This is a genomic window from Mycobacterium nebraskense (genome assembly GCF_002102255.1).
Taxonomy (GTDB): Bacteria; Actinomycetota; Actinomycetes; order Mycobacteriales; family Mycobacteriaceae; genus Mycobacterium; species Mycobacterium nebraskense.
On sequence record NZ_LQPH01000180.1, the window covers coordinates 40,193 to 66,000 of the forward strand.

Sequence of the window (25,808 nt, forward strand, 5' to 3'; positions counted from 1 at the left end):
GATGCGCGCTCCTTCACAGGTCCCAAGACACCGGGATACTGCCATGGAAGTGCTGCCGGTAGGTTCGGTGGGTGGCCGCAAGCCAGCTGCTCGTCGACCCCGTCGCGGCCGCGCATCGGCTACTCGGCGCCACCCTCACCGGGCGGGGCGTGAGCGCCATCGTCGTCGAAGTCGAGGCGTACGGCGGGGTTCCCGACGGTCCCTGGCCGGACGCCGCGGCCCACTCCTATCGCGGCATCAGCGGGCGCAATGCGGTGATGTTCGGGCCTCCGGGCCGGCTCTACACCTATCGCAGCCACGGAATCCATGTCTGCGCCAACGTCTCCTGCGGGCCGGACGGGACCGCCGCGGCCGTCTTGCTGCGGGCCGCCGCCCTCGAGGATGGCACCGACACGGCGCGCGCCCGGCGCGGCGCGCTGGTCCGCGCGGCCGCGCTGGCGCGGGGCCCGGGCAACCTGTGTTCGGCCCTGGGAATCACCATGGACGACAACGGCATTGATCTCTTCGACCCAGCCAGCCCGGTAAACCTGGAACTCAGCGAGCCGCTGACCGCCGCGTCCGGTCCCCGCGTCGGGGTCAGCCAGGCCGCCGACCGGCCGTGGCGACTGTGGCTCGCGGGTCGCCCGGAGGTCTCGGCATACCGGCGCAGTCCGCGGGCGCCGGCCCCCGGAACCAGCGACTAGTTGGCGATCGCAAGCGCGGCGTAGCCGGGCGCTGGGGGTCGCCACTGTCGGATTAGGCGGGGGCGGGGACGACGGCGCGAAACGCGGGGTCCACGCGACGCGCGAGGAAGATGAACGTTAGTGCCAGCAGGGGTGCGACGGCACTGTATAACGCGGCCGGCGTGGCCATTTCGGCGCTGTTCAGCAACTGCGGACTCAACGCGACGCCCATCGCCACCACGGCATTGTGCATTCCGACCTCCAGGCTGACCGCCACGGCTTGTCGGGGAGCCAGACGCATCAAGCGCGGCGCCAGATAACCGACCGTCAGGCTCACAGCGCAGAAGGCCACGACGGCCCCGCTCAGCACGCCGAAGTGGTGCCAAAGCGTCGTTCGTCCTCCGGCGACGGCCGCAAGCACGGCGACAACCAGCAGCACCATCGCAGCGATCCGGACCGGCTTCTGAAGTCGCTGGGCCAGCTCGGGAAAGCGGTGACGGAATGCGACCCCGATCGCGATGGGGACGAGCACAAGGCCGAATACCGCGAAGAACTTGTCCAGCTGTAGCGGGAGAAACCGGCCTTCTCCGAGGAACCAGGTCATCGACACCGCCAGAATCGCGGGCAGCGCAATCACCGACAGCACGGCGTTGATTGCGGTCAGCGTGAGGTTGAGTGCCAGGTCGCCGTTGAACAGGTGGCTGAGGATGCTGGACATCGTCCCGCCGGGGGTGGCGGCCATCAGCATGAGCCCGACCGCCAGATGGGGCTCGAGATGGAAGGCCTCGGCAATCGCCAGACAGAGGGTCGGTAGCAGCAGCGACTGGCAGCTGAGTGCAACCACCAGTGGTTTTCGCAGCGTGGCGGCCCGCTTGAAGTCGGCGACCGTGAGCGTCAGCCCGAGGGCGAGCATCACCACCACGACGACCAACGGCCAGTATCGGTTGTCCATAACGCTCCACGTTGTTGGTGCGCTGACGGGGGAAGCTGATGACGCGGCGATGCGCCGCGCAGTTAGCTTGCCTTATCAAGCAGCGCATGAGCGAATCGTGGCCGCCGGAGCGACTAAAGTCGTCCGCGATGTCTTCCGGGATCCTTGACGAGCTGGGCTGGCGCGGGCTGATTGCGCAGTCCACAGACCTCGACGCGCTCGCCGCCGAAGCGCAGCGCGGGCCGATGACGGTGTACGCCGGCTTCGACCCCACGGCGGCCAGCCTGCACGCGGGGCACCTGGTGCCGCTGCTGGCGTTGCGTCGTTTTCAGCGCGCCGGCCACCGTCCGATCGTGCTCGCCGGCGGCGCCACCGGCATGATCGGTGACCCGCGTGACGCCGGGGAGCGCACCCTGAACGAGGCGGACATCGTCGCCGAATGGACCGAGCGGATCCGCGGGCAGCTGGAGCGCTTCGTCGACTTCGACGCATCCCCGACCGGCGCGGTCGTCGTCAACAACCTGGACTGGACGGCCCCGTTGTCGGCCATTGAATTCCTGCGCGACCTCGGCAAGCACTTCTCGGTCAACGTCATGCTGGATCGCGACACCATCCGGCGGCGGCTGGAGGGCGAGGGCATCTCCTACACCGAGTTCAGCTACATGCTGCTGCAGGCCAACGACTACGTCGAATTGCACCGCCGTTATGGCTGCGCGCTGCAGATCGGCGGCTCCGACCAGTGGGGCAACATCATCGCCGGGGTCCGGTTGGTCCGCCAGAAGCTGGGCGCGACGGTGCACGCGCTCACCGTCCCGCTGGTGACCGCGGCCGACGGGACCAAGTTCGGCAAGTCCACCGGCGGTGGCAGCCTATGGCTGGACCCGGCGATGACCACGCCGTACGCCTGGTATCAGTACTTCTTCAACACCGCCGACGCCGACGTGATCCGGTACCTGCGGTGGTTCACCTTCTTGTCGGCCGACGAACTCGGCGAGCTGGAACAGGCGACGGCCGAGCGCCCGCAGCAGCGCGCCGCCCAGCGACGGCTGGCCCGCGAACTGACCGTCCTGGTGCACGGGGAGGCGGCCACCGAGGCGGTCGAGCACGCCAGCCGGGCGCTGTTCGGGCAGGGCGAACTGGACCGCCTGGACGAGGCGACGCTGGCGGCGGCGTTGCGCGAGGCCTCGGTCGCCGAGCTCAAACCCGGTGGCCCCGACGGGATCGTCGACCTGTTGGTGGCCAGCGGCCTGTCCGAAAGCAGGAAGGCCGCGCGCCGCACCCTCGGCGAGGGCGGGGTGTCGGTCAACAACGTCCGGATCGACAGCGAGGAGTGGGCGCCGCAGCCCGCGGACTTCCTGCACGGCCGGTGGCTAGTGCTGCGCCGTGGCAAGCGCACCATCGCCGGGATCGAAAAGGTCTAGCACCGCATCCGCAAAACACGTTGGTGCGCAAATCTTTACCGCACCGTGTTGTGGCTGTGACCCGCATTCGCCAGGGTGGTCACGGTGATATCCCTCAGGCGTGTGGAATGGGCTCTGCTGCGTGTTCTGGGGGTGAGTGCGTGCGTGGCGGGGCTGGCCGCGCCGCTGGCCGCGCCCGTGCGCGCCGACATGCGGGGGAACGCCTTCCTGATGGCGCTCAGCAACGCCGGTATCACCTATCCCCACCCGGCCGGCGCCTTGGCGCTGGGCCAGTCGGTGTGCCCGATGCTGGTCACGCCGGGCCAGTCCTTCGACTCGGTCGCTGCCGAAATGTCCGCGCGCAGCGGCCTGGGCTACGAGTCGGCCGGCCTGTTCACCATCGTCGCCGTCGCCAACTACTGCCCGGCGGTGATAGCGCCGCTGCTGCAGAACCGGCTCGTGGCGTACTAGCCCGCCGCGCCCCCGTATCCTCGGCTGCGTGGTCGACGACAGGCAGCGGCAGCGGGGTGAACGGCGTCCGCGCCCATCCGGCAGCTGGTCCGGGCCGGGCCGCGCCCGGCCGGCTCAGCCCCAGAAGCCCGCCGCGGACGGCCACCGCACGCCGGACGCCGGGCCGCCGATACCGACGGGCGTGGAGGCCTGGCAGCTGGCACCCGAGATCCGGGGCGAGCTGAGCACCCTGGACCGCGCCACGGCCGACGCGGTGGCGCGCCACCTGGTCGCCGCCGGTGAGCTGCTCGACGAGGACCCGGAGGCCGCGCTGAGTCACGCCCGGGCGGCCCGCGCCCGGTCCAGCAGGATCGCCGCGATACGTGAGGCGGTCGGGATCGCCGCCTATCACTGCGGCGACTGGGCCCAGGCGCTGTCTGAATTGCGAGCCGCCCGCAGGATGGGCAGCAAGTCCAACCTGCTCGCCCTGATCGCGGATTGCGAACGCGGACTTGGCCGCCCGGAACGGGCGATCGAACTCGCACGCGGACCGGAGGCGGCTCAGCTCGAAGGTGACGACGCCGACGAGCTGCGCATCGTCACGGCCGGCGCACGCGCGGATCTCGGGCAACTCGAGCAGGCGCTGACCCTGTTGTCCACCCCGCAACTGGACCCGGGCCGCCAGGGCTCGACGGCGGCGCGGTTGTTCTATGCCTACGCCGACACGCTGCTGGCGCTTGGCCGCAACGACGAAGCGCTGCAATGGTTCCTGCACTCGGCGGCCGCCGACGTCGAAGGCATCACCGACGCCGAAGACCGGGTCAGCGAGCTGGGCTCCAGATGACAAGCGTTGCACGCCAATATGATTGCCTGCTACTCGACCTGGATGGGACGTTGTTTCGCGGTCGCCGGCCCACCGAAGGGGCGGTGGAGGCGCTGGCCGAGGTAAAAAGCCGCGCGTTCTTCGTCACCAACAACGCGTCGCGCAGCGCCGCCGAGGTCGCGGCGCATCTGACCGAACTCGGCTTCACCGCCACCGCCGACGATGTCGCCACCAGCGCGCAGAGCGCCGCCCGGCTGCTGGCCGACCAGCTGCCGGCGGGTTCCCCGGTGCTGATCGTGGGCACGGACGCACTGGCCGCCGAGGTGGCGGCCCGCGGCCTTCGCCCGGTGCGCCGCTATGACGACGACCCGGTCGCCGTCGTGCAGGGCCTGTCGGTGACCATCGGCTGGCCGGATCTTGCGGAGGCCGCGCTGGCCATCCGGTCCGGCGCGCTATGGGTGGCGGCCAACGTCGATCCGACGTTGCCCACCGAGCGGGGCCTGTTGCCCGGGAACGGATCCATGGTCGCCGCGCTGCGCGCGGCCACCGGCGCCGAGCCCCAGGTCGCGGGCAAACCGGCGCCCGGATTGCTCACGGACGCGGCGGCCAGGGGCGATTTCCGCGCGCCCCTGGTGGTCGGCGACCGGTTGGACACCGACATCGAGGGCGCCAACGCGGCCAAGCTGCCCAGCCTGATGGTGCTCACCGGGGTCAACTCCGCGCGAGACGCCGTGTACGCCGAACCCGTGCACCGGCCCACCTATATCGGCCACGACCTGCGCGCCCTGCACCAGGACGGCGAACAGCTCGCGGTGGGGCCCCAGTCGGGCTGGCGCGTCGACATCGGCGAGCGGGCGGTGACCGTCAGCGGCGACGGGCCCGACGACGGAGACGGGCTCTCGGTCGTGCGGGCGGTCGCCAGCGCGGTCTGGGGTGCTCCGTCGGACGGGCGCCCGGTCAGCATCCAGGCCGCCGACGACCGGGCCCGCGCCGCGTTGCAGCGCTGGTCGTTGGTGCGCAGCGACTGACGGGTGACTAGCGTAAGAGCGCAATGACTATCGATCCTGAACAGATTCGCGCTGAAATCGACGCCCTGCTCGCCCGGTTGCCCGAGCCTGGGGCCCCGGAAAGCCCCGACAACGAGCCGTCGCTCGCGGAGCTCGAAGACATAGCGCGCCGCCTTTCCGAGGCACACGACGTGCTGCTGGCCGCGCTGGAGTCGGCGGAGAAGGGCTGAGTGCGCGCATGTCTCGCCGCGCCCGCGTCGACGCCGAGCTGGTTCGGCGCGGCCTCGCGCGATCGCGTCAGCAGGCCGCGGAGTTGATCGGCGCCGGACGGGTCAGCATCGACGGGCTGCCGGCGCGCAAGCCGGGCACCGCCGTCGCCGTCACCGCGGCCCTGACCGTCGCCGACGACGGCGAACGGGGCTGGGTCTCCCGCGGCGCGCACAAACTCATCGGCGCGCTGGACGCCTTCGGGATTCCGGTGGCGGGCCGCCGCTGCCTGGACGCCGGGGCGTCGACGGGCGGCTTCACCGAGGTTCTGCTGGACCGGGGGGCCGCCGAGGTGGTTGCCGTGGATGTCGGATACGGCCAGCTGGCGTGGTCGCTGCGCCGCGACCCGCGGGTCGTCGTCGTCGAGCGGACGAACGCGCGCGACCTGTCCCTTGAGGCGATCGGCGGTCCGGTCGACCTGATCGTGGCCGACCTGTCGTTCATTTCGCTCGCGACGGTCTTGCCCGCGCTGGCTGGATGTGCTTCCCCCACTGCGGATATCGTTCCCATGGTGAAGCCGCAGTTCGAGGTGGGCAGGGGCCAGGTGGGTGCCGGCGGAGTCGTGCAGGATCCCGGCCTGCGTGCCGACGCCGTGCTGGCCGTGGCGCGGCGCGCCGGCGAGCTGGGGTGGCACACCGCCGGCGTCACCGCGAGCCCGCTGCCCGGCCCGTCAGGGAATGTCGAATACTTCCTGTGGCTGCGTGCCCAGACCGATCGGGGATTGGTGGATGACGAGTTGGTGGCAGCGGTGCAGCGCGCGGTAGACGAGGGCCCGCAATGACCGCGTCGACCGAGCACCGCACCGTGCTGATGGTGGTCCACACCGGCCGCGAAGAAGCCACCGAGACGGCGGCCCGTGTGCAGAAAGTATTGGGCGCCAACGATATCCACCTTCGTGTCCTGTCCGCCGAGGCGGTCGATCGGGGCTCGCTGCACGTGGCTCCCGACGACATCCGGGCGATGGGCGTCGAAATCGAGGTGGTCGACGCGGATGCGCATGCCGCCGACGGCTGCGAACTGGTGCTGGTGCTCGGTGGGGACGGCACGTTCCTGCGGGCGGCCGAACTGGCCCGCAACGCCGGGATCCCGGTGCTGGGCGTCAACCTGGGCCGGATCGGTTTCCTGGCCGAGGCCGAAGCGGAGGCCATCGACCGGGTGCTGGACCACGTCGTCGCCAGGGACTACCGGGTGGAGGACCGACTGACGCTGGATGTGGTCGTGCGCGCGGGCGGTCGTGAAATCAAACGCGGATGGGCGCTCAACGAAGTCAGCCTGGAGAAAGGGCCGCGGCTGGGGGTACTGGGGGTGGTCGTCGAGATCGACGGGCGCCCGGTGTCGGCCTTCGGGTGCGACGGGGTGTTGGTGTCGACGCCCACCGGGTCCACCGCCTACGCGTTCTCCGCGGGCGGCCCGGTGTTGTGGCCGGACCTCGAGGCAATCCTGGTGGTGCCCAACAACGCTCACGCGCTGTTCGGCCGGCCGATGGTCACCAGCCCCGACGCCACCATCGCCATCGAGATCGAGGCGGACGGTCACGACGCGCTCGTGTTTTGCGACGGCCGGCGCGAAATGCTGATCCCGGCCGGCAGCCGGATCGAGGTAAGGCGTTGTGACACACCGGTGAAATGGGCGCGGCTGGACAGCGCTCCCTTCACCGACCGGTTGGTGCGCAAATTCCGGTTGCCGGTGACGGGTTGGCGCGGGAAGTAACTGCGAGTGCTCACCGAAATACGCATCGAATCGCTTGGCGCGATCAGCGCGGCGGTCGGGGAGTTCGATCGTGGGCTGACGGTGCTCACCGGCGAGACCGGCACCGGCAAGACCATGGTGGTGACGGGACTGCACCTGCTCGGCGGTGCCCGCGCCGACGCGACCCGGGTGCGGTCGGGAGCCGACCGCGCGGTCGTCGAAGGCCGTTTCACCACAACCGATCTCGACGATGCCGCGGTGGCACAGCTGGACGACATACTGGACGCCTCGGGAGCGGAGCGCGACGAGGACGGCAGCGTGATCGCGCAGCGCTCGGTCAGCCGCGACGGGCCGTCCCGCGCCTATCTCGGCGGTCGCAGCGTGCCCGCAAAGTCGCTGGGTGACTTCACCACCGAGCTGCTCACCCTGCACGGGCAGAACGACCAGCTGCGACTGATGCGGCCAGAGGAGCAACGCGGCGCCCTGGACCGGTTCGCGAAGGCCGGCCCCGCGCTCGAGCGCTACCGCAAACTGCGCGACGCCTGGCTCACCGCCCGACACGACCTCGTCGACCGCCGGAACCGCATGCGCGAACTCGCGCTGGAATCCGACCGACTGAACTTCGCGCTCAACGAGATTGACACCGTCGACCCGCAACCGGGCGAGGACGATGCGCTGGTCGCTGATATCGTGCGGCTCTCCGAACTGGACACGCTGCGCGAGGCCGCGGTCACCGCGCACGCGGCGCTCTCCGGGGCGCCCGACGACGCGGAGACCTCCGGGCACAGCGCCGCCGACAGCCTCGGGCGGGCGCGCGCCGCCTTGGAGTCGACCGATGACCCGAAGCTACGGGCGCTGGCCGGCCAAGTCGGTGAGGCGCTCACGGTGGTCGCCGACGCGGCCGGCGAACTCAGCGGTTTCCTGGACGAGCTGCCGGTGGACGCCAGCGCGCTGGAAGCCAAGCTGGCTCGGCAAGCCGAACTGCGCACGCTGACCCGCAAGTACGCCGCGGACGTCGACGGGGTGCTGCGCTGGGCCGACGAGTCCCGGCAACGGCTGGTCCAACTCGACGTCTCCGAGGAAGGCTTGACGGCGCTGGCGGTCCGGGTCGACGAGCTCGCGCGTGAATTGGCCCAGGCCGCCGTCGATCTCAGTGGCATTCGGCGGAAGGCCGCCAAACGGCTCGCCAAGGACATCACCGCCGAGCTGTCCGGACTGGCGATGGCCGACGCGCAGTTCACCATCGACGTGAGCAACGACGTCGCCGCCTTCAAGGACGACCCGGCCGCGCTCGCCCTACCGTCGGGCGAACTGGCCCGGGCCGGCGCCGACGGCGTCGATCAGGTTGAGTTCGGTTTCGCGGCGCACCGCGGGATGGACCAGCTGCCGCTGGCGAAGAGCGCATCCGGCGGCGAGCTGTCCCGGGTGATGCTCGCGCTAGAGGTCGTGCTGGCCACTTCCCGTAAAGAGGCGGCAGGGACCACCATGGTGTTCGACGAGGTCGACGCCGGCGTCGGCGGCCGGGCCGCCGTGCAGATCGGGCGGCGGTTGGCGCGGTTGGCCCGCACCCACCAGGTCATCGTGGTCACGCATCTGCCGCAGGTCGCGGCTTACGCCGACGTCCACCTGGTGGTGCATAGCGCCGGGCCCAAGGGCACCAGCGTGGTCCGGCGGGTCACCGGTGACGAGCGGGTCGCCGAACTGGCGCGGATGATGGCCGGGCTGGGCGAGTCCGACAGTGGCCGCGCGCACGCCCGCGAACTGCTCGAAGCGGCCCAAAGGGATGAGATCTAGCGCAAGGTCTTCGACCCGCGAGCGTCGACCCGTCGTGGCCATTACGGCTCATTTCGCACAACAAGTCCACATTCGAGACGGTTTCGGCACCGGCTTGTGACTAATGAGACTCTAGATAACTTCTGAGGCTGGTGTTACGGCGCGCCTCCACGCCTCGCCCGCGCATCACCGACAGAATCGCCCCCATGAAGATGTCAGGCCTGCTTACCCGTAACGCCGCCCGGCCGGGCCTCGTCGGCACCGCCCGGGTGGACCGGAATATCGACCGATTGCTGCGCAGGGTGTGCCCCGGCGACATCGTGGTGCTCGACGTCCTGGACTTGGACCGCATCACGGCGGACGCCCTGGTGGAGGCCGATATCGCCGCGGTCGTCAACGCCTCGCCGTCGGTGTCGGGCCGCTATCCCAACATGGGCCCGGAGGTACTGGTCAACAACGGGGTCACCCTGATCGACGAGACCGGACCCGACATCTTCAAGAAGGTCAAGGACGGCGCCAAGATCCGGCTGCACGAAGGCGGGGTCTACTCCGGAGACCGCAGGCTGGTCCGCGGCACCGAGCGCACCGACCACGACATCGCCGACCTGATGCGGGAGGCCAAGAGCGGCCTGTCCGCGCACCTGGAGGCGTTCGCCGGCAACACAATTGAGTTCATCAAGAGCGAGAGCCCGTTGTTGATCGACGGCATCGGGATTCCGGACATCGACGTCGATCTGCGGCGCCGGCACGTGGTGATCGTCGCCGACGAGCCCAGCGCCGAGGAGGACCTGAAGTCCCTCAAACCGTTCATCAAGGAGTACCAGCCGGTGCTCTTCGGGGTGGGCAGCGGCGCGGATGTGTTGCGCAAGGCGGGTTATCGGCCACAGGTCATCGTGGGCGACCCCGACCACATCAGCGCCGACGCCCTGAAGTGCGGCGCGCAGGTCGTCCTGCCCGCCGACGCCGACGGCCACGCGCCCGGCCTGGAGCGCATCCAGGATCTCGGTGTCGGGGCGATGACCTTCCCGGCCGCGGGTTCGGCGGTCGACCTGGCCCTGCTGCTGGCCGATCATCACGGCGCCGCGCTGCTCGTGACCGCCGGCCACACCGCCAACATTGAGACGTTCTTCGACCGGACGCGGGCTCACAGCAACCCCTCGACGTTCCTGACCAGGCTTCGGGTCGGGGAGAAGGTGGTCGACGCCAAGGCCGTGGCCACCCTGTACCGCAACCACATCTCGGCGGGCGCCATCGCGCTGTTGGCGCTGACGATGCTGATCGCCGTGATCGTCGCCCTGTGGGTCTCCCGCACCGACGGCGTGGTGCTGCATTGGGTCACCGACTACTGGAACCACTTTTCCCTCTGGATTCAGCACCTAGTGTCCTAGGGCACTCATGATCTCGTTACGCCAACACGCGTTGTCCCTGGCCGCCGTCTTCCTGGCGCTGGCCGTGGGAGTCGTGCTCGGTTCCGGCTTCTTGTCCGACACCCTGCTGTCCAGCCTGCGTGACGAGAAGCGGGACCTGCACACCCAGATCAACGGGCTGAACGACCAGAAGAACGTGCTGAACGAAAAGCTCAGCGCGGCAAATAACTTCGACACCCAACTGGTCGGCCGGATCGTGCACGACGCGCTCGGCGGCAAGTCGGTCGTGGTGTTCCGCACCCCGGACGCCAAAGACGACGACGTCACCGCGGTGTCGAAGTTCATCGGCCAGGCCGGCGGCACAGTGACCGGAACCGTGTCGCTGACCCAGGAGTTCGTCGAGGCCAACTCCGCGGAGAAGCTGCAGACCGTGGTCAACTCGTCGATCCTGCCGGCCGGTCAGCAGCTGAGCACCAAGCTCGTCGACCAGGGTTCGCAGGCGGGTGACCTGATGGGCATCGCCTTGCTGATAAACGCCAATCCCGCGGTCCCACCCGTCGATGAGCCCCAGCGCGATACCGTGCTGGCGGCGCTGCGCGACACGGGTTTCATCACTTATCAACCGACCGACCACATGGGCGCGGCGAACGCCGCGCTAATCGTCACCGGCGGCGCGTTACCCCAGGACGCCGGCAATCAGGGCGTCAGCGTCGCCCGGTTCGCCGCCGCCATGGCGCCGCACGGCTCGGGCACCCTGCTCGCCGGGCGGGACGGTTCGGCGACCGGGGGCGCGGCCGTCGCCGTGACGCGCGCCGACGCCGGGATGAACTCGGCGATCAGCACCGTCGACGACGTCGACACCGCGCCGGGCCGCATCACCGCCGTGCTGGGCCTGCACGACCTGATCAACGGCGGCCATGCCGGTCAGTACGGCACCGGTCACGGCGCCACATCGATCACGGTGCCCCAGTAGCGGGCGTGTTCCCCACGCCACTGCGGTCGTGGATGTTAGGGTGGATTTCCGTGGGTCGGCAGGCCCAACTAGTTATTCGCTAGCAAAATTCGACGCCCTGCCCGTCTTCACGGAGGCCGCCTGTGCGAAAGCACCAGCAATCCGCCACTAAGCACCTCTTCGTCAGCGGGGGTGTCGCTTCCTCGCTGGGTAAGGGTCTTACCGCCAGCAGCCTCGGCCAACTCCTGACGGCCCGCGGGTTGTACGTGACGATGCAGAAGCTCGATCCGTACCTCAACGTGGACCCAGGCACGATGAACCCGTTCCAGCACGGCGAGGTGTTCGTCACCGAGGACGGCGCCGAGACCGACCTCGATGTAGGTCACTACGAGCGGTTCCTGGATCGCGACCTGTCCGGCTCGGCGAATGTTACGACGGGGCAAGTGTATTCGACCGTGATCGCCAAGGAACGGCGCGGCGAATACCTCGGCGACACCGTTCAGGTCATCCCGCACATCACCGACGAGATCAAGCGGCGGATCAAGGCGATGGCCGAGCCGGACGCCCAGGGTAACCGCCCGGACGTGGTCATCACCGAAATCGGCGGCACCGTGGGCGATATCGAGTCGCAGCCGTTCCTGGAGGCGGCGCGGCAGGTCCGCCACGACCTGGGACGGGAAAACGTCTTCTTTCTGCACGTCTCGCTGGTGCCGTACCTGGCGCCGTCGGGCGAACTCAAGACCAAGCCCACCCAGCACTCGGTGGCCGCGCTGCGCAGCATCGGTATCACCCCGGACGCGCTGGTCCTGCGCTGCGACCGGGACGTCCCCGAAGCGCTGAAGAACAAGATCGCGCTGATGTGTGACGTCGATATCGACGGCGTCATCTCCACCCCGGACGCGCCGTCGATCTATGACATCCCGAAGCGGCTGCACCGCGAGGAACTCGACGCCTATGTGGTCCGTCGGCTCAACCTGCCGTTCCGCGACGTCGACTGGACCGAGTGGGACGACCTGCTGCGCAGGGTGCACGAGCCGCACGAGACCGTGCGAATTGCTTTGGTGGGCAAGTACGTTGAGCTCTCCGACGCCTACCTGTCGGTCACCGAGGCGCTGCGCGCCGGTGGCTTCAAGCACTACGCCAAGGTGGAGATGCAATGGGTCGCCTCCGACGACTGCGAGACCGCGGCGGGCGCGGCGGCGGCGCTGGGCGACGTGCACGGCGTGCTGATTCCGGGCGGCTTCGGCATCCGCGGGATCGAGGGCAAGATCGGCGCCGTCCGGTACGCGCGGGCGCGCGGGCTGCCGGTGCTGGGGCTGTGCCTGGGACTGCAATGCATCGTGATCGAGGCCGCGCGCTCGGCGGGGCTCACCCAGGCCAACTCGGCCGAATTCGATCCCGACACACCGGATCCCGTCATTTCCACGATGGCCGACCAGGTCGACGCCGTGGCGGGCCAGGCCGATCTGGGCGGCACCATGCGGCTGGGTGCCTACCCCGCCGTGCTGCAGCCGGGATCGATCGTTGCCGAGGCGTACGGCGCCACGCAGGTGTCGGAGCGGCACCGGCACCGCTACGAGGTCAACAACGCCTACCGCGACAAGATCGCCGAGAGCGGCCTGCGGTTCTCCGGAACCTCGCCCGACGGGCATCTGGTGGAGTTCGTGGAATACCCGCCGGAGGTGCACCCGTTCATCGTCGGGACCCAGGCCCACCCGGAACTGAAGAGCCGGCCCACCCGACCGCACCCGCTGTTCGTCGCGTTCGTTGGTGCGGCCATCGACTACAAGGCCGGCGAGTTGTTGCCGATGGACATCTCCGAGCAGTCGCCCAACGGCAATCACCAGGACAGCGCGGAGCGGACGCTACCTGAGCCCGCGACCCGTGGCTGAACACCTTTTCGAGACGGCGGCATCCGAAACCCTGTACGCGGGGAAGATTTTCGCGCTGCGCAGTGACCAGGTCCGCATGCCGGGCGGTTCCACCGCGGTTCGCGAGGTCGTCGAGCACTACGGGGCCGTCGCCGTTGTGGCGTTGAACGCGGACAACGACATCGCGATGGTCTATCAATACCGCCATGCGTTCGGTCGGCGGTTGTGGGAGCTTCCGGCCGGGTTGCTCGATGTGGTGGGGGAGCCACCACAGGAGACGGCGGTCCGGGAGCTCCAAGAGGAGGTCGGCCTGCAGGCCGGCACGTGGCAGGTGCTGGTCGACCTCAATTCCGCACCGGGCTTCAGCGACGAATCGGTGCGGGTGTATCTGGCCACCGAGCTGACCGAAGTGGCGCGGCCGGAGGCGCATCACGAGGAAGCCGACATGACCATGCGTTGGTTTCCCGTCGCCGAGGCGGTCCGCCAGGTGTTCAGCGGCGAAATCGTGAATTCCATTGCCATTGCCGGGATTTTGGCCGCTCACGCGGTAACCGAAGGGGTCGCGGAGCCGCGGCCGGTGGACAGTCCCTGGCCCGACAAGCCCACGGCGTTCGCCGCGCGCAAGGCCGCGCAATGACCACGGTGGCCCTGGACTCACAAGTGCAGGGCTACCTCGACCACCTCACGATCGAGCGGGGCGTCGCGGCGAACACCCTCAGCTCCTATCGCCGCGATCTGCGCCGCTACACCAAGCACTTGTCGGACCGCGGAATTCACGACCTGGCCAAGGTGGGCGAGGACGACGTGAGCGAGTTCCTGGTCGCGCTGCGCCGCGGCGACCCCGACTCAGGGACCGCGGCCCTGTCCGCGGTATCGGCGGCGCGGGCCCTGATCGCGGTGCGCGGCCTGCACCGGTTCGCCGCCGCCGAGGGGCTTGCCGAGCTGGACGTGGCGCGGGCCGTGCGGCCGCCCACACCGGGGCGGCGGCTCCCCAAGAGCCTGACCATCGACCAGGTGCTCGCCCTGCTGGAAGGCGCGGGCGGCGACAGCGCGTCCGACGGCCCGCTCACGCTGCGCAACCGGGCGCTGCTGGAACTCCTGTACTCCACCGGGGCGCGTATCTCCGAGGCCGTCGGCCTCGACGTCGACGACATCGACACCCGGGCCAGGTCGGTGCTGCTGCGCGGCAAGGGCGGCAAGCAGCGGCTGGTGCCGATCGGGCGGCCCGCCGTGCAGGCGTTGGACGCCTATCTGGTGCGCGGCCGCCCGGACCTGGCCCGTCGCGGCCGCGGGACACCGGCCATCTTCCTCAATGTGCGCGGCGGGCGGCTGTCGCGGCAAAGCGCGTGGCAGGTGCTGCAGGACGCCGCCGCACGCGCCGGGATCACCTCGGGTGTGTCGCCGCACATGCTGCGGCACTCCTTCGCGACCCACCTGCTCGAGGGCGGCGCCGACGTGCGGGTGGTTCAGGAGTTGCTGGGGCACGCCTCGGTGACGACGACGCAGATCTACACGATGGTCACCGTGCACGCGCTGCGCGAGGTGTGGGCCGGAGCCCATCCGCGGGCGCAGTAATTGGGATTGGTAGCAAAGCGACGGCGACAGAGTCGTCAACATGGCACAGGACCACTCGATGAAGAAGAAAATTGCCGGGGCGCTGCTATCGGGCGGCCTCGCGATCACCGGATTGGGGTTCGCCGCGGCGACCGCTCACGCGGACAACGGTCCGCACCATTGGTGCCCAGGGCAACGTCACGATCCCCCCACGGGGCCGGGCGACGTCGTTTGGGACTGGAACGTCTGCCACACCTTTTACTTCACCAACTATGGGATGGGCAACGTCGTCACCTCTTACAACGGCAAGATTGCTCCCGTTTGGGACGGCGACAACCCGCCGCCGGAAGCCATTACGCCCAGACAATGCCCACCGATCGCGTTCATGTGCCCGTAGGCCCGTCAACCCAAGCGCTCGGACTCCAGCACCAGGTCCGCCACCAGCGACTGGTATTCCAGGTGCGTCTTGTGCTCGACGGTGTTCCATTGCTTGCCCTGCTGCTGACGCATGTACTCGCGGTACCTCGGCGCGCCAGGCACGCGGACGTTGTCGGCGACCACGATCGCCCCCGAGCGCAGCCAGCCGCGCGCCATGATGCTTTGCAGGTCGTCCAGGTAGGCGTCCTTATCGTGGTCGAGAAACGCGAAGTCGAGGGTGCCGGACGCGAACCCGTGCTGACTGCCCAGCGCTTCCAAGGTGCGTCCGCCGTCACCGATGGTGCCGACAACACACGTCACCCGGTCGGCCACGCCCGCGTGGGCCCATATCCGGCGGGCGTTGGCGGCGTTGGCCTCGGCCAGTTCGACGGAATACACGTGCGCGTTCGGGGCGGCCCGGGCGATGCGCAATGCGCCGTATCCGACGTAGGTGCCCAACTCCAGCGCCACCGCCGGGTCGGCACGGCGCACCGCGGCGTCGAGGAGCTGCCCCTTCTCGTCGCCGACGTTGATCAGCATCGACTTCTCGTAGGCGAACTTGTCGATGGTGGCCAGCACATCGTCGGTATCGCCGGCCTTCGCGTTCCGCAGGACATAGTCCACCGCTGCGGCTTCGCGTCCGTCGCCGATCTGACCCGTCGTGGTGATGTTGTGCGCGCCCGTCGCCATTCGCCAGACCGACCATCGCAGCAGGGGAATCCGTCGCTTGAGGTCCATAGGAACCCACGATAGGCCTGGGCGGGGCCCGGGCTCCATGGTGCTGATGAGGCTGGTGTGACGGGGCTTGCGAAAACTGGCCGCCACAAGGAATTTCCGCGCATATTGGCTGGTAAATTGCGTGCGGGTCGCCCGGTTTCCGCGCGCGTACCCGTTAGACTTTCGGTCGATGTTCACCTCCCGAACACCCCCGCCATGACTGAGCAGCCGGACAGCGGCGTCGAGCTCGGTCTGACCGGACGGCCGCCGCGGGCGATCCCGGAACCGCAGCCGCGCACCTCGCACGGCCCGGCCAAGGTCGTCGCGATGTGCAACCAGAAGGGCGGCGTCGGGAAGACCACGTCGACCATCAACCTGGGTGCCGCCCTCGCCGAATACGGCCGGCGGGTGCTGCTGGTGGATATGGACCCGCAGGGCGCGCTGTCCGCGGGGCTCGGCGTCCCGCACTACGAGCTGGACAAGACCATCCATAACGTGCTGGTCGAGCCGCGGGTGTCGATCGACGACGTGCTGCTGCCGACGCGGGTCAAGTACATGGACCTGGTGCCCAGCAACATCGACTTGTCGGCAGCCGAGATCCAGCTGGTCAACGAGGTGGGCCGCGAACAGACCCTGGGCCGGGCGTTGCATCCGGTGCTGGACCGTTACGACTACGTCCTGATCGACTGCCAGCCATCGCTGGGCTTGCTCACCGTGAACGGGCTGGCCTGCTCGGACGGTGTGGTAATCCCCACCGAATGCGAGTTCTTCTCGCTGCGCGGCCTGGCGCTGCTGACGGACACCGTCGACAAGGTGCGCGACCGGCTCAACCCGAAGCTGGAAATCAGCGGCATCCTGCTTACCCGGTACGACCCGCGCACCGTCAACTCGCGCGAAGTGATGGCCCGGGTGGTGGAACGGTTCGGCGACCTGGTCTTCGACACCGTCATCACCCGAACCGTCCGATTCCCCGAGACCAGCGTGGCCGGCGAACCGATCACCACCTGGGCCCCACGCTCCACGGGTGCCGTCGCCTACCGCGCCCTGGCCCGCGAGTTCATCGACCGATTCGGCGCGTGACGGCCAGCGCGAACGGTGAGGCGCCACCCAAGAACGGTTTTCACGTCCGCCTGACCAACTTCGAGGGGCCGTTCGATCTGCTCCTGCAGCTGATCTTCGCCCACCGCCTCGACGTCACCGAGGTGGCGCTGCACCAGGTCACCGACGACTTCATCGCCTACACCCGCGAGATCGGCTCCCAGCTGGACCTGGAGGAGACCACCGCGTTCCTGGTCGTCGCCGCGACCCTGCTCGACCTCAAGGCAGCCCGGTTGCTGCCGGCCGGGCAGATCGACGACGAAGAGGACCTGGCGCTGCTTGAGGTGCGCGACCTGCTGTTCGCCCGGCTGCTGCAGTACCGCGCGTTCAAACACGTCGCGGAGATGTTCGCCGAGCTGGAGGCCACCGCGCTGCGCAGCTATCCGCGCGCCGTGTCGCTGGAGGACCGGTTCACCGAACTGCTGCCGGAGGTGATGCTGGGCGTCGACGCCGAACGGTTCGCCCAGATCGCCGCGATCGCATTCAGCCCGCGTCCCGTGCCGACGGTGGCGATCGGTCACCTGCACGAGGTGCAGGTCTCGGTGCCCGAGCAGGCCAAGAAGCTGCTGGCGATCCTGGAGTCCCGCGGCAGCGGCCACTGGGCCACGTTCTCCGAGCTGGTCGCCGACTGCGAGGCGCCGATGGAGGTAGTCGGGCGCTTCCTGGCGCTGCTCGAGCTGTATCGGACCCGGGCGGTAGCATTCGACCAGTCGGAGCCGCTGGGTGTGCTCCAGATTTCTTGGACCGGGGAACGTCCGGCCAGCGAAGCTTTGGTAGAAGTGCGGGACGAGTAGATGAGTGAAGAGATGCCGGACGTCGACCTTGACGTCGGCATTCCCGACATCGCCGAGGCCGCGCCCATGGACGCCGAGGAACTCGGCTCCGTGCTGGAGGCGCTGCTGCTGGTGGTCGACACCCCGGTCACCGCCGAGGCGCTGGGCGCGGCTACACAGCAACCCGTCTACCGGGTCACCGCGCGGCTGCAGCAGATGGCCGACGAACTCACCGGACGGGATAGCGGCATCGACCTGCGCCAGAACAGCGAGGGCTGGCGGATGTACACCCGCTCGCGGTTCGCGCCGTATGTGGAGAAGCTGCTGCTGGATGGCGCGCGGTCCAAGCTGACCCGGGCCGCGCTGGAAACGCTGGCGGTGGTGGCCTACCGCCAGCCGGTGACCCGGGCGCGGGTCAGCGCAGTCCGCGGCGTCAACGTGGACGCCGTCATGCGCACGCTGTTGGCGCGCGGCCTGATCACCGAGGCCGGGGTCGACGACGACACCGGCGCGGTGACGTTCGCCACCACGGAGCTGTTCCTGGAGCGGTTGGGGCTGACGTCGCTCGCCGACCTTCCCGACATCGCCCCGCTGCTTCCCGACGTCGACACGATCGAGGACCTGAGCGAATCCCTGGACAGTGAGCCGCGTTTCATCAAACTCGCGGGCGGTCAGTCGTCCGAGCAGGCGCTGACGTTCGACGTGGACCAGGATTGATGGTCGAGACTGAAGGGATCCGCCTGCAAAAGGTGTTGTCCCAAGCTGGAATTGCGTCGCGGCGGGCCGCCGAGAAGTTGATCATCGACGGCCGTGTCGAGGTTGACGGGCAGGTGGTGACCGAGTTGGGCACCAGGGTGGACCCCGACGCCTCGGTGATCCGCGTCGACGGCGCCAGGGTGGTCCTCGACGAGTCGCTGGTGTACCTGGCGCTGAACAAGCCGCGGGGCATGCACTCGACCATGTCGGACGACCGTGGCCGGCCGTGCATCGGCGACCTGGTGGAACGCCGAGTGCGCGGCAACAAGAACCTCTTTCACGTCGGACGGTTGGACGCCGACACCGAGGGGCTGATCCTGCTGACCAACGACGGCGAGCTGGCGCACCGGCTGATGCATCCCTCCCATGAGGTACCCAAGACGTACCTGGCGACGGTGACGGGGTCGGTGCCGCGCGGGGTGGGCAAGAAGCTCAAGGCCGGAATCGAATTGGACGACGGTCCGGCGCGCGTCGACGAATTCGCGGTGGTGGACGCCATTCCGGGCAAGACCCTGGTGCGGGTGGTGTTGCACGAAGGGCGCAATCGCATCGTGCGCCGGCTGCTGGCTGCCGCCGGCTTCCCCGTGGAGGCGCTGGTGCGCACTGACATCGGACCCGTGTCACTGGGCAAGCAGCGGCCGGGCAGCTTCCGGGCTCTGAGCCATGGCGAGGTCGGGCAGCTCTACAAGGCGGTCGGCCTGTGAACGCTGTGACAGTGGCCATAGACGGCCCGGCGGGAACCGGAAAGTCTTCGGTATCAAGGGGATTGGCGCGTGCGCTGGGTGCGCGCTACCTGGACACCGGGGCGATGTACCGGATGGTGACGCTGGCGGTACTGCGCGCGGGCGTCGACCCGGGCGACGCCGAGGCCGTCGGGCAGATCGGGTCTACCGCGCAGCTAGCGGTGGACTACCACCCCGAGGGCGACCGGTATTTCCTTGCCGGAGAGGATGTCTCGGCCGAGATCCGCGGCGACGAGGTGACCCGCGCGGTCTCGGCGGTGTCATCGGTCCCCGCCGTGCGCGCCCGCCTCGTCGGGATGCAGCGCACCATGGCCGAGGGACCCGGCAGCGTCGTCGTCGAGGGCCGCGACATCGGAACCGTCGTCCTGCCCGACGCTCCCGTGAAGATCTTCCTGACCGCCTCGGCCGAAACCCGCGCGCGGCGCCGCAACGATCAGAACGTCGCGGCCGGGCTGGCCGACGACTACGACGCGGCGCTGGCCGACGTAGTACGCCGCGATCATCTGGATTCCACCCGAGCGGTATCGCCGCTGCGCGCCGCCTCGGACGCGGTGGTCGTCGACACCAGCGAGATGACCGAGGCGCAAGTGATCGAGCACCTGCTGGAGTTGGTCGAGCAGCGAAGCGGGGCGGTGCGGTGACTCAGGACGGCACCTGGACCGACGAAAGTGATTGGGAATCGGTCGAATCCGAGCTCGACGAGCTGGCCGAGGCCGGCGCCGCGCCGGTCGTGGCGGTGGTCGGACGGCCCAACGTCGGCAAGTCGACGTTGGTCAACCGGATCCTGGGCCGGCGTGAGGCGGTGGTGCAGGACGTTCCCGGCGTGACCCGCGACCGGGTGTCGTATGACGCGCTCTGGACCGGCCGCCGGTTCGTGGTGCAGGACACCGGCGGGTGGGAGCCGGACGCCAAGGGGCTGCAGCAGCTGGTGGCCGAACAGGCGTCGGTGGCCATGCGCACGGCCGACGCGGTGATCTTGGTGGTCGACGCCACCGTCGGCGCCACCGCCGCCGACGAGGCGGCCGCCCGGATCCTGCTGCGCTCGGGGAAGCCAGTCTTCCTGGCCGCCAACAAGGTCGATAGCGACAAAGGCGAAGCCGACGCGGCGGCGTTGTGGTCGCTGGGACTCGGTGAGCCGCATGCCATCAGCGCGATACACGGTCGCGGCGTCGCCGACCTGCTCGACGAGGTACTGGCCGCGCTGCCGGAGGTGTCCGAAGCGACGCCCGCGCCGGGCGGCCCCCGACGGGTCGCGCTGGTCGGCAAACCCAATGTGGGAAAGAGCTCGCTGCTGAACAAGCTGGCCGGGGACGAGCGCTCGGTGGTGCACGATGTCGCCGGCACGACCGTGGACCCGGTGGACTCGCTGATCGAATTGGGCGGCAAGGTGTGGCGCTTCGTCGACACCGCAGGCCTGAGGCGCAAGGTCGGCCAGGCCAGCGGGCACGAGTTCTACGCCTCGGTGCGCACCCACTCGGCGATCGACTCGGCCGAGGTGGTGGTCGTGCTGATCGACGCCTCGCAGCCGCTGACCGAACAGGATCAGCGGGTGCTGTCCATGGTCATCGAGGCCGGCCGGCCGCTGGTGCTGGCCTTCAACAAGTGGGATCTGGTGGACGAGGACCGGCGAGAGCTGCTGGAGCGCGAGATCGACCGCGAGCTGGTGCAGCTGCGGTGGGCCCAACGGGTCAACATCTCCGCCAGGACGGGCCGCGCGGTGCAGAAGCTGGTGCCCGCGATGGAGACGGCGCTCGCGTCGTGGGATATGCGCATCCCGACGGGCCCGCTGAATTCGTGGCTCAAAGAGGTGGTGGCGGCGACGCCGCCGCCGGTACGCGGGGGCAAGCAGCCGCGCATCCTGTTCGCCACCCAGGCCACCGCCCGCCCGCCGACGTTCGTCCTGTTCACCACGGGTTTTCTGGAGGCCGGCTACCGGCGTTTCCTGGAGCGGCGGCTGCGGGAGACCTTCGGGTTCGAGGGCAGCCCGATCCGGATCAATGTGCGGGTGCGCGAAAAGCGGGGAGCCAAACGGCGCTGAGCGCTCTGAAGCTCTGGGATGCATTCGGCTTTCCCGGGCCAATCGGCGATTCTTGAATGTGATAGCGCAGGCGATATCGCGTTTGCGAATCGCCTAATGGTCGCCGAGCGATACTGATGTGGCTCATGAGACCACTGACGCAAGGGGCTCAAGCGCGTCCAGCCGACCGCGTCCGCTATGACCGACGAGCAGACCGACGGCGCCTGCGTAGTGTGGGCGGAATCCGAACTTGCCAGGGCCCTGCTGAACTGGGTCGAGAAGGTGGCCACCTCGTTGGGGAAGGTCGATTAGCGGGGTAGCGGGTCCTCTGCGGTAGGCTTTCGACCTGCTGCCGGTGATCGAGGCGGCACCGGGCTGTGGCGCAGTTTGGTAGCGCACTTGACTGGGGGTCAAGTGGTCGCAGGTTCAAATCCTGTCAGCCCGACCAAGAGAAAGTGCCTTTGACCTGGCGCGATGTTTTGGTACTTAGTCAGACGACGCGGAGCTTGGGACCATTTTGGGACCACAAGTGCTTCGACAGCAGGTCACCGGCACTCGCAACAGACTGGCGATCGGGGTGTAGGTAACGCTGCGTCGTGCTCAGATCAGCGTGGCCGGCGATCTTGCGGAGAACATGCACGGGCACGCCGGCGTCGGCCATCCACGTCAGCCCGGTGTGCCGCAAGCTGTGGCGCTTGAGCTGCTCATAGCCGAGTTTCGCGACGACCTCGTCCCAGGAGGTTGCATCCCGGAGCGTGGCGGTGCTGATCCGGCCGCCCCTCGGGCCGGTGAAAAGGCGGGCGTTCGGGTCGCCACCTGCTAGGTCGATCCGTCGCTGAACCAGCTCGCGGATGGCGTCGATCAACGGAACCTGGCGCGCCCGCCGCCCCTTGGTGTTCTTGTCCACCAGGCCGCCGCCGGATGCCGTGGTTCGTCCCTCTTCCAGCTCGCCGGGCGATGGCGTTGTTTGGCGACGCACGGTCCATATCCAGTCATCGGTATTGATGTCGCGGACCAAGCAGCCCGACACTTCGCCGATGCGCGCGGCGGTACAAGCCTCGAAGATGACAGCATCGCCCCAACCTTGGTACTGGTCCGCCGACTCCGCGACGAGAGCGTCTGCGAGAGCCATCAGCGCAGCCCAGTCAGAAAGTGCGAGCGACCGCGGGTTGTCGAGCTCATCTTCGGCGAGCTTGTACTCGCGCTGCCACCCGCTGATGCGTGCGGGGTTGCGGTCGATCAGCCCGTCGCGTACCGCCTGCTCCATCACGCGGACAAGTACCGCAAGGCTGTTCTTGACGGTTGATCGACTGCAGTCATCCGAAATCCACGCGTGCACAGCTCGGTCGACGGCGCCGTTGGTGATCATCGTGATAGGCAGGTGCCCGAGGGTCGGCCCAACTCGCTTGCGCCAGCCGGCTAGATACGGATCGGTTGTCTTGCCCTCCAGCCCCCGCAGGGCCAACTTCATGTTGGCTTCGCCATAGGCGGACAAGGTTGTGGTCGCAGTGTTCGGATCTATGCCGCGACCTGCCAGTTGTCGGGTCCGCCTTATCCAGTCCTCCGCATCAGCGCGCGTCGCGAACGTTTCCGACTTCGAAACGCGCTTCTTGGTGACAGGGTCGAACCACCGCACCCTGGCTCGGTGAGCTTCGACGGTGCCTTTTCGCGACTCGATATCTGCGGACAGTGAAATGCCCAGCGGCAGATCGAGTCCGTCGGCCATTACGCTGCCTCACCGGGATCCACGCGACGACTGGCCAACCAGGCCTCGACGTCGTTGGAGCTGTACACGTACACCCGATTCGATACTCGTACGAACGCCGGCCCTTGCGGCGGATTCGATGTGCGCCATCGGCGGATGGTCGATGCATCGACGTGCAGAAGTTCGGCGAGTTCCTTCGAACTGTACCAGTATCCATCTGGCGGGTTCATCGCGTTACGGCCCCTCTCGCAATGCATCTCGCGCGGCGAAGCGCTGTTCTTGAGCGCGGGCGAATCCGGATATGACGAGGACACGGTCACCCAGGCTGCTGTGGCCCAAGCGCTCGAATTCCCACTGCATTGACGCGTTCGGCTCGTCTTGCGTAATCGCTGTCGGAGCGCCGGCCCGGGCTTGGTCCTTGCGCCAAGCCGCACGGCGTTCGCGCAGCGCAGTCATCGTCGTCGAGAATTGCCGGGACTTGCTGATGACGTGGCCTCGATAACCGAGGGTGTGCACCCAGGACAGCATGTCTTCGTATGGTTCCTGCTCAGCCAGGTCGACGATTGTTCTCATGATTCCGCGGACATGTTCGGTTACGTCGAGTTGATCTATCGCGGCGGGGCTAAATCGGCGGGCGAGGACGCCGAAGTCTGCGACCGATTTGGTCACGTATTTCGCCAAATATGCCGCGATCTGCCGGCTCGAAATTCCTGCGTCTTGAACTTCTCTCGTCCCGCCGCATCGAATGATTTTGATATCGAGTTGATCGCCGAACCGGAGCACCTTGTCCCCGCTCGCCGTCATTTCGATAGCGACGGCTGCTTGGCGAACCAGTGCAGCGAAGTCACCCGCGCTGATGCTCGTATCCGGCGGCGAGGGTGGTCGGCCAGGCTCTGAGGCGGCGTCCAAGCGTATGACAGCGTGGAAGTGGGGGAGCGCGCGCCGTTGGAGTTCAACAACTTTCATAAAGGACACGCGGGTGCCCCTCGGGTTCTCTGCTCGGTCTCGCAGCTGACGGCTCAACAAGCGCCGAAGCTGAATCGTAAAGCGCCGCCACAGTTCTGGGGCATGCCAGGAGAACAGGACGTGTCCGACGTAGTCGTAGCAGTCGCGGCACAAGGGCTGCCCGAGCCTAGGGTCGTCGTGGTCGTGTGCAGCTTCGCACCGACGCGGACTCCCGTGCATGCATTGGTCCCATTGGTCGCGCGACGGATGACAAGTGCCCATAGTACGAGTCGTGTGGACCGCGCCAAAGCTGGGAGCGGTCAGCGTCACGAAGACCTGGGGATGCTCAGCAACGGTGGTGGGAATTTCGTGATGTCCGCCGCGAAGGCCGGCGTGGATGAGTTGCCAAGTATCACGGGCATATAGGTCTGAGCATGATGGACACACGATCGCGCGGCGATTGTTGCAGCGGGTGAGTACCCGATGATCCCGACCGAGTCCGTCGCCGCCGATCAAGTGGATAGGGTTCGCGCAGAATCCCACTTCATCGACCTTCTTCCACCAGGTTTCGAACGTGGCCGAGGCAGCCCGCCGGATCATCTGTGTCACCACGTCGTTGAAATTCACCTCGGGCGGCACACCCGGTAACTCGACCGTCATCGGTCGGTCGTCCTATGCCCAGGGGCGAACTGCGCAGCCAAGTAGTCGATGTCGGCATCGGTGACATGGAATGCACGGACCCGCAACGGTTCGGCGGTGCCGTCTTGGCAGACGTACCCGACGCCGGGAGTGGTGATTGGAATTTGGTCGCACACCGCGCCGGCATCACGAGCCGCTGCGCCCAGGACCATTGCGGTCTGCGACGACTCGGCCATCCGCATCCCGATCCGGATAGAAAACAGTTGCCTGATGGGCAGCACCTCTTTCGAGGGGTCTTGTACCGCCGCGATCACGGAGACCCCGACGGCGCGGCCTTGGGACAGCAGCAGTCCGAGGAGTTGCTCGGCTTCGGCGCGGACCTTGCGATCGCCGATATACGCCGTCAGGGAAGCGATTTCGTCCACGATCAGCACGATCAGCGGCTCGTCGACCGATGGGTCGTGTAGTCGGGTGTGCCCGCGCAGTCGCCGCGCCCGCTCTTGCATGATATTCGTCGCGGCCCGTAGAAGCGCGACCGTGTCGTGGCCGTTGTCGTAAGCGGAGCTGCCGAATAGTTCTTGCCCGCGGCCAAATTCCATGCCGCCCTTCGGGTCTACGGCGAGTACGCGGATCCATCCCGCTCTAATTCCCGGCGCAAGGCCTGCAATCAGTGACCACAGGACAGAACCCTTGCCGGAACCGGTCGCGCCGGCGACCAAGATGTGATGTCCCAGGACGGGGAGCCGCCACCATTTGCCTCCTTCGGTCCCGCCCACGCCGATCTGGGCTGGGTTCACCAGAGCATCGCGGGTCGGGCGGGGCAGGGCGATGGGCTTGGCAAGGGCGTCCCGGTGGTGGGCGGTGATCGTGATTTCACGGGGCTTGGCCGCCCTGATGGTCAGACGCTGAGCCTGGAAGGCTTCAGTAAGTGCGGCTGATTTGTTCTGCCAGTCAGCCACGGATTGGCCGATAAGAATCTGCACGGCAATGACATCGCAGGTGGCGTCGATGGTTACTGATTGCAGCGTGGGCACCAGGGTGCGTTCACCGATGGTGGCCGTAAGGCCGTGCAACGTACAAATCGTCGTCCAGGGGTGGCGATAGGTACGCCATATTCGCCACCTGGACCTCATCGGTGCCGTGACCCATTCATCGAAAGATGCGGGCCAGACTAGCCTCGATTTTGCATGGTAGTTGGTGTGGGCTGGGTCTGATGCCGAGTTGTGGTGCGGGGTGGTGATTTTCGTGTGGC

General features: G+C 68.1%; 27 protein-coding genes and 1 tRNA gene. 22 read left to right on the forward strand and 6 right to left on the reverse strand.

Going from position 1 to position 25,808, the window contains the following annotated elements:
• The first annotated feature begins 71 nt into the window (after window positions 1–71).
• Window positions 72–683, forward strand: coding sequence for a DNA-3-methyladenine glycosylase (locus AWC17_RS29750; protein WP_046185032.1), 612 nt, complete (start codon window positions 72–74; stop codon window positions 681–683).
• Between the two features lie 52 nt (window positions 684–735).
• Here AWC17_RS29750 and AWC17_RS29755 read toward each other — a convergent pair whose 3' ends face one another.
• Window positions 736–1,665, reverse strand: coding sequence for a bile acid:sodium symporter family protein (locus tag AWC17_RS29755; RefSeq protein WP_082123080.1), 930 nt, complete (start codon window positions 1,663–1,665; stop codon window positions 736–738).
• Window positions 1,666–1,742: 77 nt separating this feature from the next.
• On the opposite strand from AWC17_RS29755, the gene tyrS reads away from it, so the two are divergent.
• The 14 genes from tyrS (at window position 1,743) to AWC17_RS29825 (ending at window position 15,143) form a co-directional block, all read left to right on the forward strand.
• Window positions 1,743–3,014 carry a tyrosine--tRNA ligase gene (tyrS, locus tag AWC17_RS29760; RefSeq protein ID WP_046185030.1) on the forward strand — a complete coding sequence of 424 codons (1,272 nt, stop codon included), beginning with the start codon at window positions 1,743–1,745 and terminating at the stop codon, window positions 3,012–3,014.
• A gap of 75 nt (window positions 3,015–3,089) precedes the next feature.
• Entirely contained in the window at window positions 3,090–3,464 is a 375-nt protein-coding gene (locus AWC17_RS29765) for a DUF732 domain-containing protein (RefSeq protein WP_046185029.1), read from the forward strand.
• Window positions 3,465–3,492: 28 nt separating this feature from the next.
• Complete coding sequence (locus AWC17_RS29770; RefSeq protein WP_082147554.1) at window positions 3,493–4,287, forward strand: tetratricopeptide repeat protein; 795 nt, start codon at window positions 3,493–3,495, stop codon at window positions 4,285–4,287.
• The gene (locus AWC17_RS29775) at window positions 4,284–5,294 is read left to right on the forward strand and encodes an HAD-IIA family hydrolase (protein ID WP_047322763.1); all 1,011 of its coding nucleotides are present in this window, start codon (window positions 4,284–4,286) and stop codon (window positions 5,292–5,294) included. Before AWC17_RS29770 ends, AWC17_RS29775 begins: the two co-directional genes overlap by 4 nt.
• A gap of 23 nt (window positions 5,295–5,317) precedes the next feature.
• Entirely contained in the window at window positions 5,318–5,503 is a 186-nt protein-coding gene (locus AWC17_RS29780; protein ID WP_046187513.1) for a hypothetical protein, read from the forward strand.
• 8 nt (window positions 5,504–5,511) lie between these two features.
• A complete protein-coding gene (locus AWC17_RS29785; protein WP_047322762.1) occupies window positions 5,512–6,321 on the forward strand; it encodes a TlyA family RNA methyltransferase in 810 nt (269 codons plus the stop codon).
• Window positions 6,318–7,250 carry an NAD kinase gene (locus tag AWC17_RS29790; RefSeq protein ID WP_046186467.1) on the forward strand — a complete coding sequence of 311 codons (933 nt, stop codon included), beginning with the start codon at window positions 6,318–6,320 and terminating at the stop codon, window positions 7,248–7,250. The genes AWC17_RS29785 and AWC17_RS29790 overlap by 4 nt, the downstream gene beginning before the upstream one ends.
• A gap of 6 nt (window positions 7,251–7,256) precedes the next feature.
• Window positions 7,257–9,023 (forward strand): DNA repair protein RecN, encoded by a 1,767-nt coding sequence (gene recN / locus AWC17_RS29795; protein ID WP_085165642.1) that lies wholly within the window; start codon window positions 7,257–7,259, stop codon window positions 9,021–9,023.
• 185 nt (window positions 9,024–9,208) lie between these two features.
• Window positions 9,209–10,390: a putative cytokinetic ring protein SteA gene (gene steA / locus AWC17_RS29800; protein WP_046186465.1), complete on the forward strand. Its 1,182-nt coding sequence runs from the start codon at window positions 9,209–9,211 to the stop codon at window positions 10,388–10,390.
• A gap of 7 nt (window positions 10,391–10,397) precedes the next feature.
• Window positions 10,398–11,342: a copper transporter gene (locus AWC17_RS29805; RefSeq protein WP_085165644.1), complete on the forward strand. Its 945-nt coding sequence runs from the start codon at window positions 10,398–10,400 to the stop codon at window positions 11,340–11,342.
• A 122-nt stretch (window positions 11,343–11,464) separates the two neighbouring features.
• On the forward strand, window positions 11,465–13,213 hold the full coding sequence (locus tag AWC17_RS29810) for a CTP synthase (protein ID WP_047322759.1): 1,749 nt from the start codon (window positions 11,465–11,467) through the stop codon (window positions 13,211–13,213).
• A complete protein-coding gene (locus AWC17_RS29815; RefSeq protein ID WP_085165646.1) occupies window positions 13,206–13,829 on the forward strand; it encodes an NUDIX domain-containing protein in 624 nt (207 codons plus the stop codon). The genes AWC17_RS29810 and AWC17_RS29815 overlap by 8 nt, the downstream gene beginning before the upstream one ends.
• On the forward strand, window positions 13,826–14,767 hold the full coding sequence (xerD, locus tag AWC17_RS29820; protein WP_085165648.1) for a site-specific tyrosine recombinase XerD: 942 nt from the start codon (window positions 13,826–13,828) through the stop codon (window positions 14,765–14,767). The genes AWC17_RS29815 and xerD overlap by 4 nt, the downstream gene beginning before the upstream one ends.
• 40 nt (window positions 14,768–14,807) lie before the next feature.
• Window positions 14,808–15,143, forward strand: coding sequence for a hypothetical protein (locus AWC17_RS29825; protein ID WP_046185001.1), 336 nt, complete (start codon window positions 14,808–14,810; stop codon window positions 15,141–15,143).
• A 5-nt stretch (window positions 15,144–15,148) separates the two neighbouring features.
• On the opposite strand, the gene AWC17_RS29830 is transcribed toward AWC17_RS29825, so the two are convergent.
• Window positions 15,149–15,901 carry an O-methyltransferase gene (locus AWC17_RS29830; protein WP_046185000.1) on the reverse strand — a complete coding sequence of 251 codons (753 nt, stop codon included), beginning with the start codon at window positions 15,899–15,901 and terminating at the stop codon, window positions 15,149–15,151.
• Window positions 15,902–16,096: 195 nt separating this feature from the next.
• Between AWC17_RS29830 and AWC17_RS29835 the strand changes: the two genes are divergently transcribed.
• The 7 genes from AWC17_RS29835 (at window position 16,097) to AWC17_RS29865 (ending at window position 21,715) form a co-directional block, all read left to right on the forward strand.
• Window positions 16,097–16,960 (forward strand): ParA family protein, encoded by an 864-nt coding sequence (locus tag AWC17_RS29835; RefSeq protein WP_046184999.1) that lies wholly within the window; start codon window positions 16,097–16,099, stop codon window positions 16,958–16,960.
• Window positions 16,957–17,772: a segregation/condensation protein A gene (locus AWC17_RS29840; protein WP_046184998.1), complete on the forward strand. Its 816-nt coding sequence runs from the start codon at window positions 16,957–16,959 to the stop codon at window positions 17,770–17,772. Before AWC17_RS29835 ends, AWC17_RS29840 begins: the two co-directional genes overlap by 4 nt.
• Window positions 17,773–18,468, forward strand: coding sequence for an SMC-Scp complex subunit ScpB (gene scpB, locus AWC17_RS29845; RefSeq protein WP_046184997.1), 696 nt, complete (start codon window positions 17,773–17,775; stop codon window positions 18,466–18,468).
• Window positions 18,468–19,211 carry a pseudouridine synthase gene (locus AWC17_RS29850; protein ID WP_046184996.1) on the forward strand — a complete coding sequence of 248 codons (744 nt, stop codon included), beginning with the start codon at window positions 18,468–18,470 and terminating at the stop codon, window positions 19,209–19,211. Before scpB ends, AWC17_RS29850 begins: the two co-directional genes overlap by 1 nt.
• A complete protein-coding gene (gene cmk, locus AWC17_RS29855; RefSeq protein ID WP_046184995.1) occupies window positions 19,208–19,891 on the forward strand; it encodes a (d)CMP kinase in 684 nt (227 codons plus the stop codon). The genes AWC17_RS29850 and cmk overlap by 4 nt, the downstream gene beginning before the upstream one ends.
• Window positions 19,888–21,288, forward strand: a complete 1,401-nt coding sequence (der, locus tag AWC17_RS29860) for a ribosome biogenesis GTPase Der (RefSeq protein WP_085165650.1) — start codon at window positions 19,888–19,890, stop codon at window positions 21,286–21,288. The genes cmk and der overlap by 4 nt, the downstream gene beginning before the upstream one ends.
• A gap of 350 nt (window positions 21,289–21,638) precedes the next feature.
• A tRNA-Pro gene (locus tag AWC17_RS29865) sits at window positions 21,639–21,715 on the forward strand.
• A gap of 42 nt (window positions 21,716–21,757) precedes the next feature.
• On the opposite strand, the gene AWC17_RS29870 is transcribed toward AWC17_RS29865, so the two are convergent.
• The 4 genes from AWC17_RS29870 to AWC17_RS29885 are packed head-to-tail and all read right to left on the reverse strand — an operon-like array spanning window position 21,758 to window position 25,629.
• Window positions 21,758–22,993, reverse strand: coding sequence for a site-specific integrase (locus AWC17_RS29870; RefSeq protein ID WP_046184993.1), 1,236 nt, complete (start codon window positions 22,991–22,993; stop codon window positions 21,758–21,760).
• Window positions 22,993–23,229: a helix-turn-helix transcriptional regulator gene (locus AWC17_RS29875; protein WP_308292940.1), complete on the reverse strand. Its 237-nt coding sequence runs from the start codon at window positions 23,227–23,229 to the stop codon at window positions 22,993–22,995. The genes AWC17_RS29870 and AWC17_RS29875 overlap by 1 nt, the downstream gene beginning before the upstream one ends.
• Complete coding sequence (locus AWC17_RS29880) at window positions 23,207–24,577, reverse strand: replication initiator (protein WP_046184991.1); 1,371 nt, start codon at window positions 24,575–24,577, stop codon at window positions 23,207–23,209. Before AWC17_RS29880 ends, AWC17_RS29875 begins: the two co-directional genes overlap by 23 nt.
• Entirely contained in the window at window positions 24,574–25,629 is a 1,056-nt protein-coding gene (locus tag AWC17_RS29885; protein WP_052742793.1) for an FtsK/SpoIIIE domain-containing protein, read from the reverse strand. The genes AWC17_RS29880 and AWC17_RS29885 overlap by 4 nt, the downstream gene beginning before the upstream one ends.
• Window positions 25,630–25,808 lie beyond the last annotated feature (179 nt).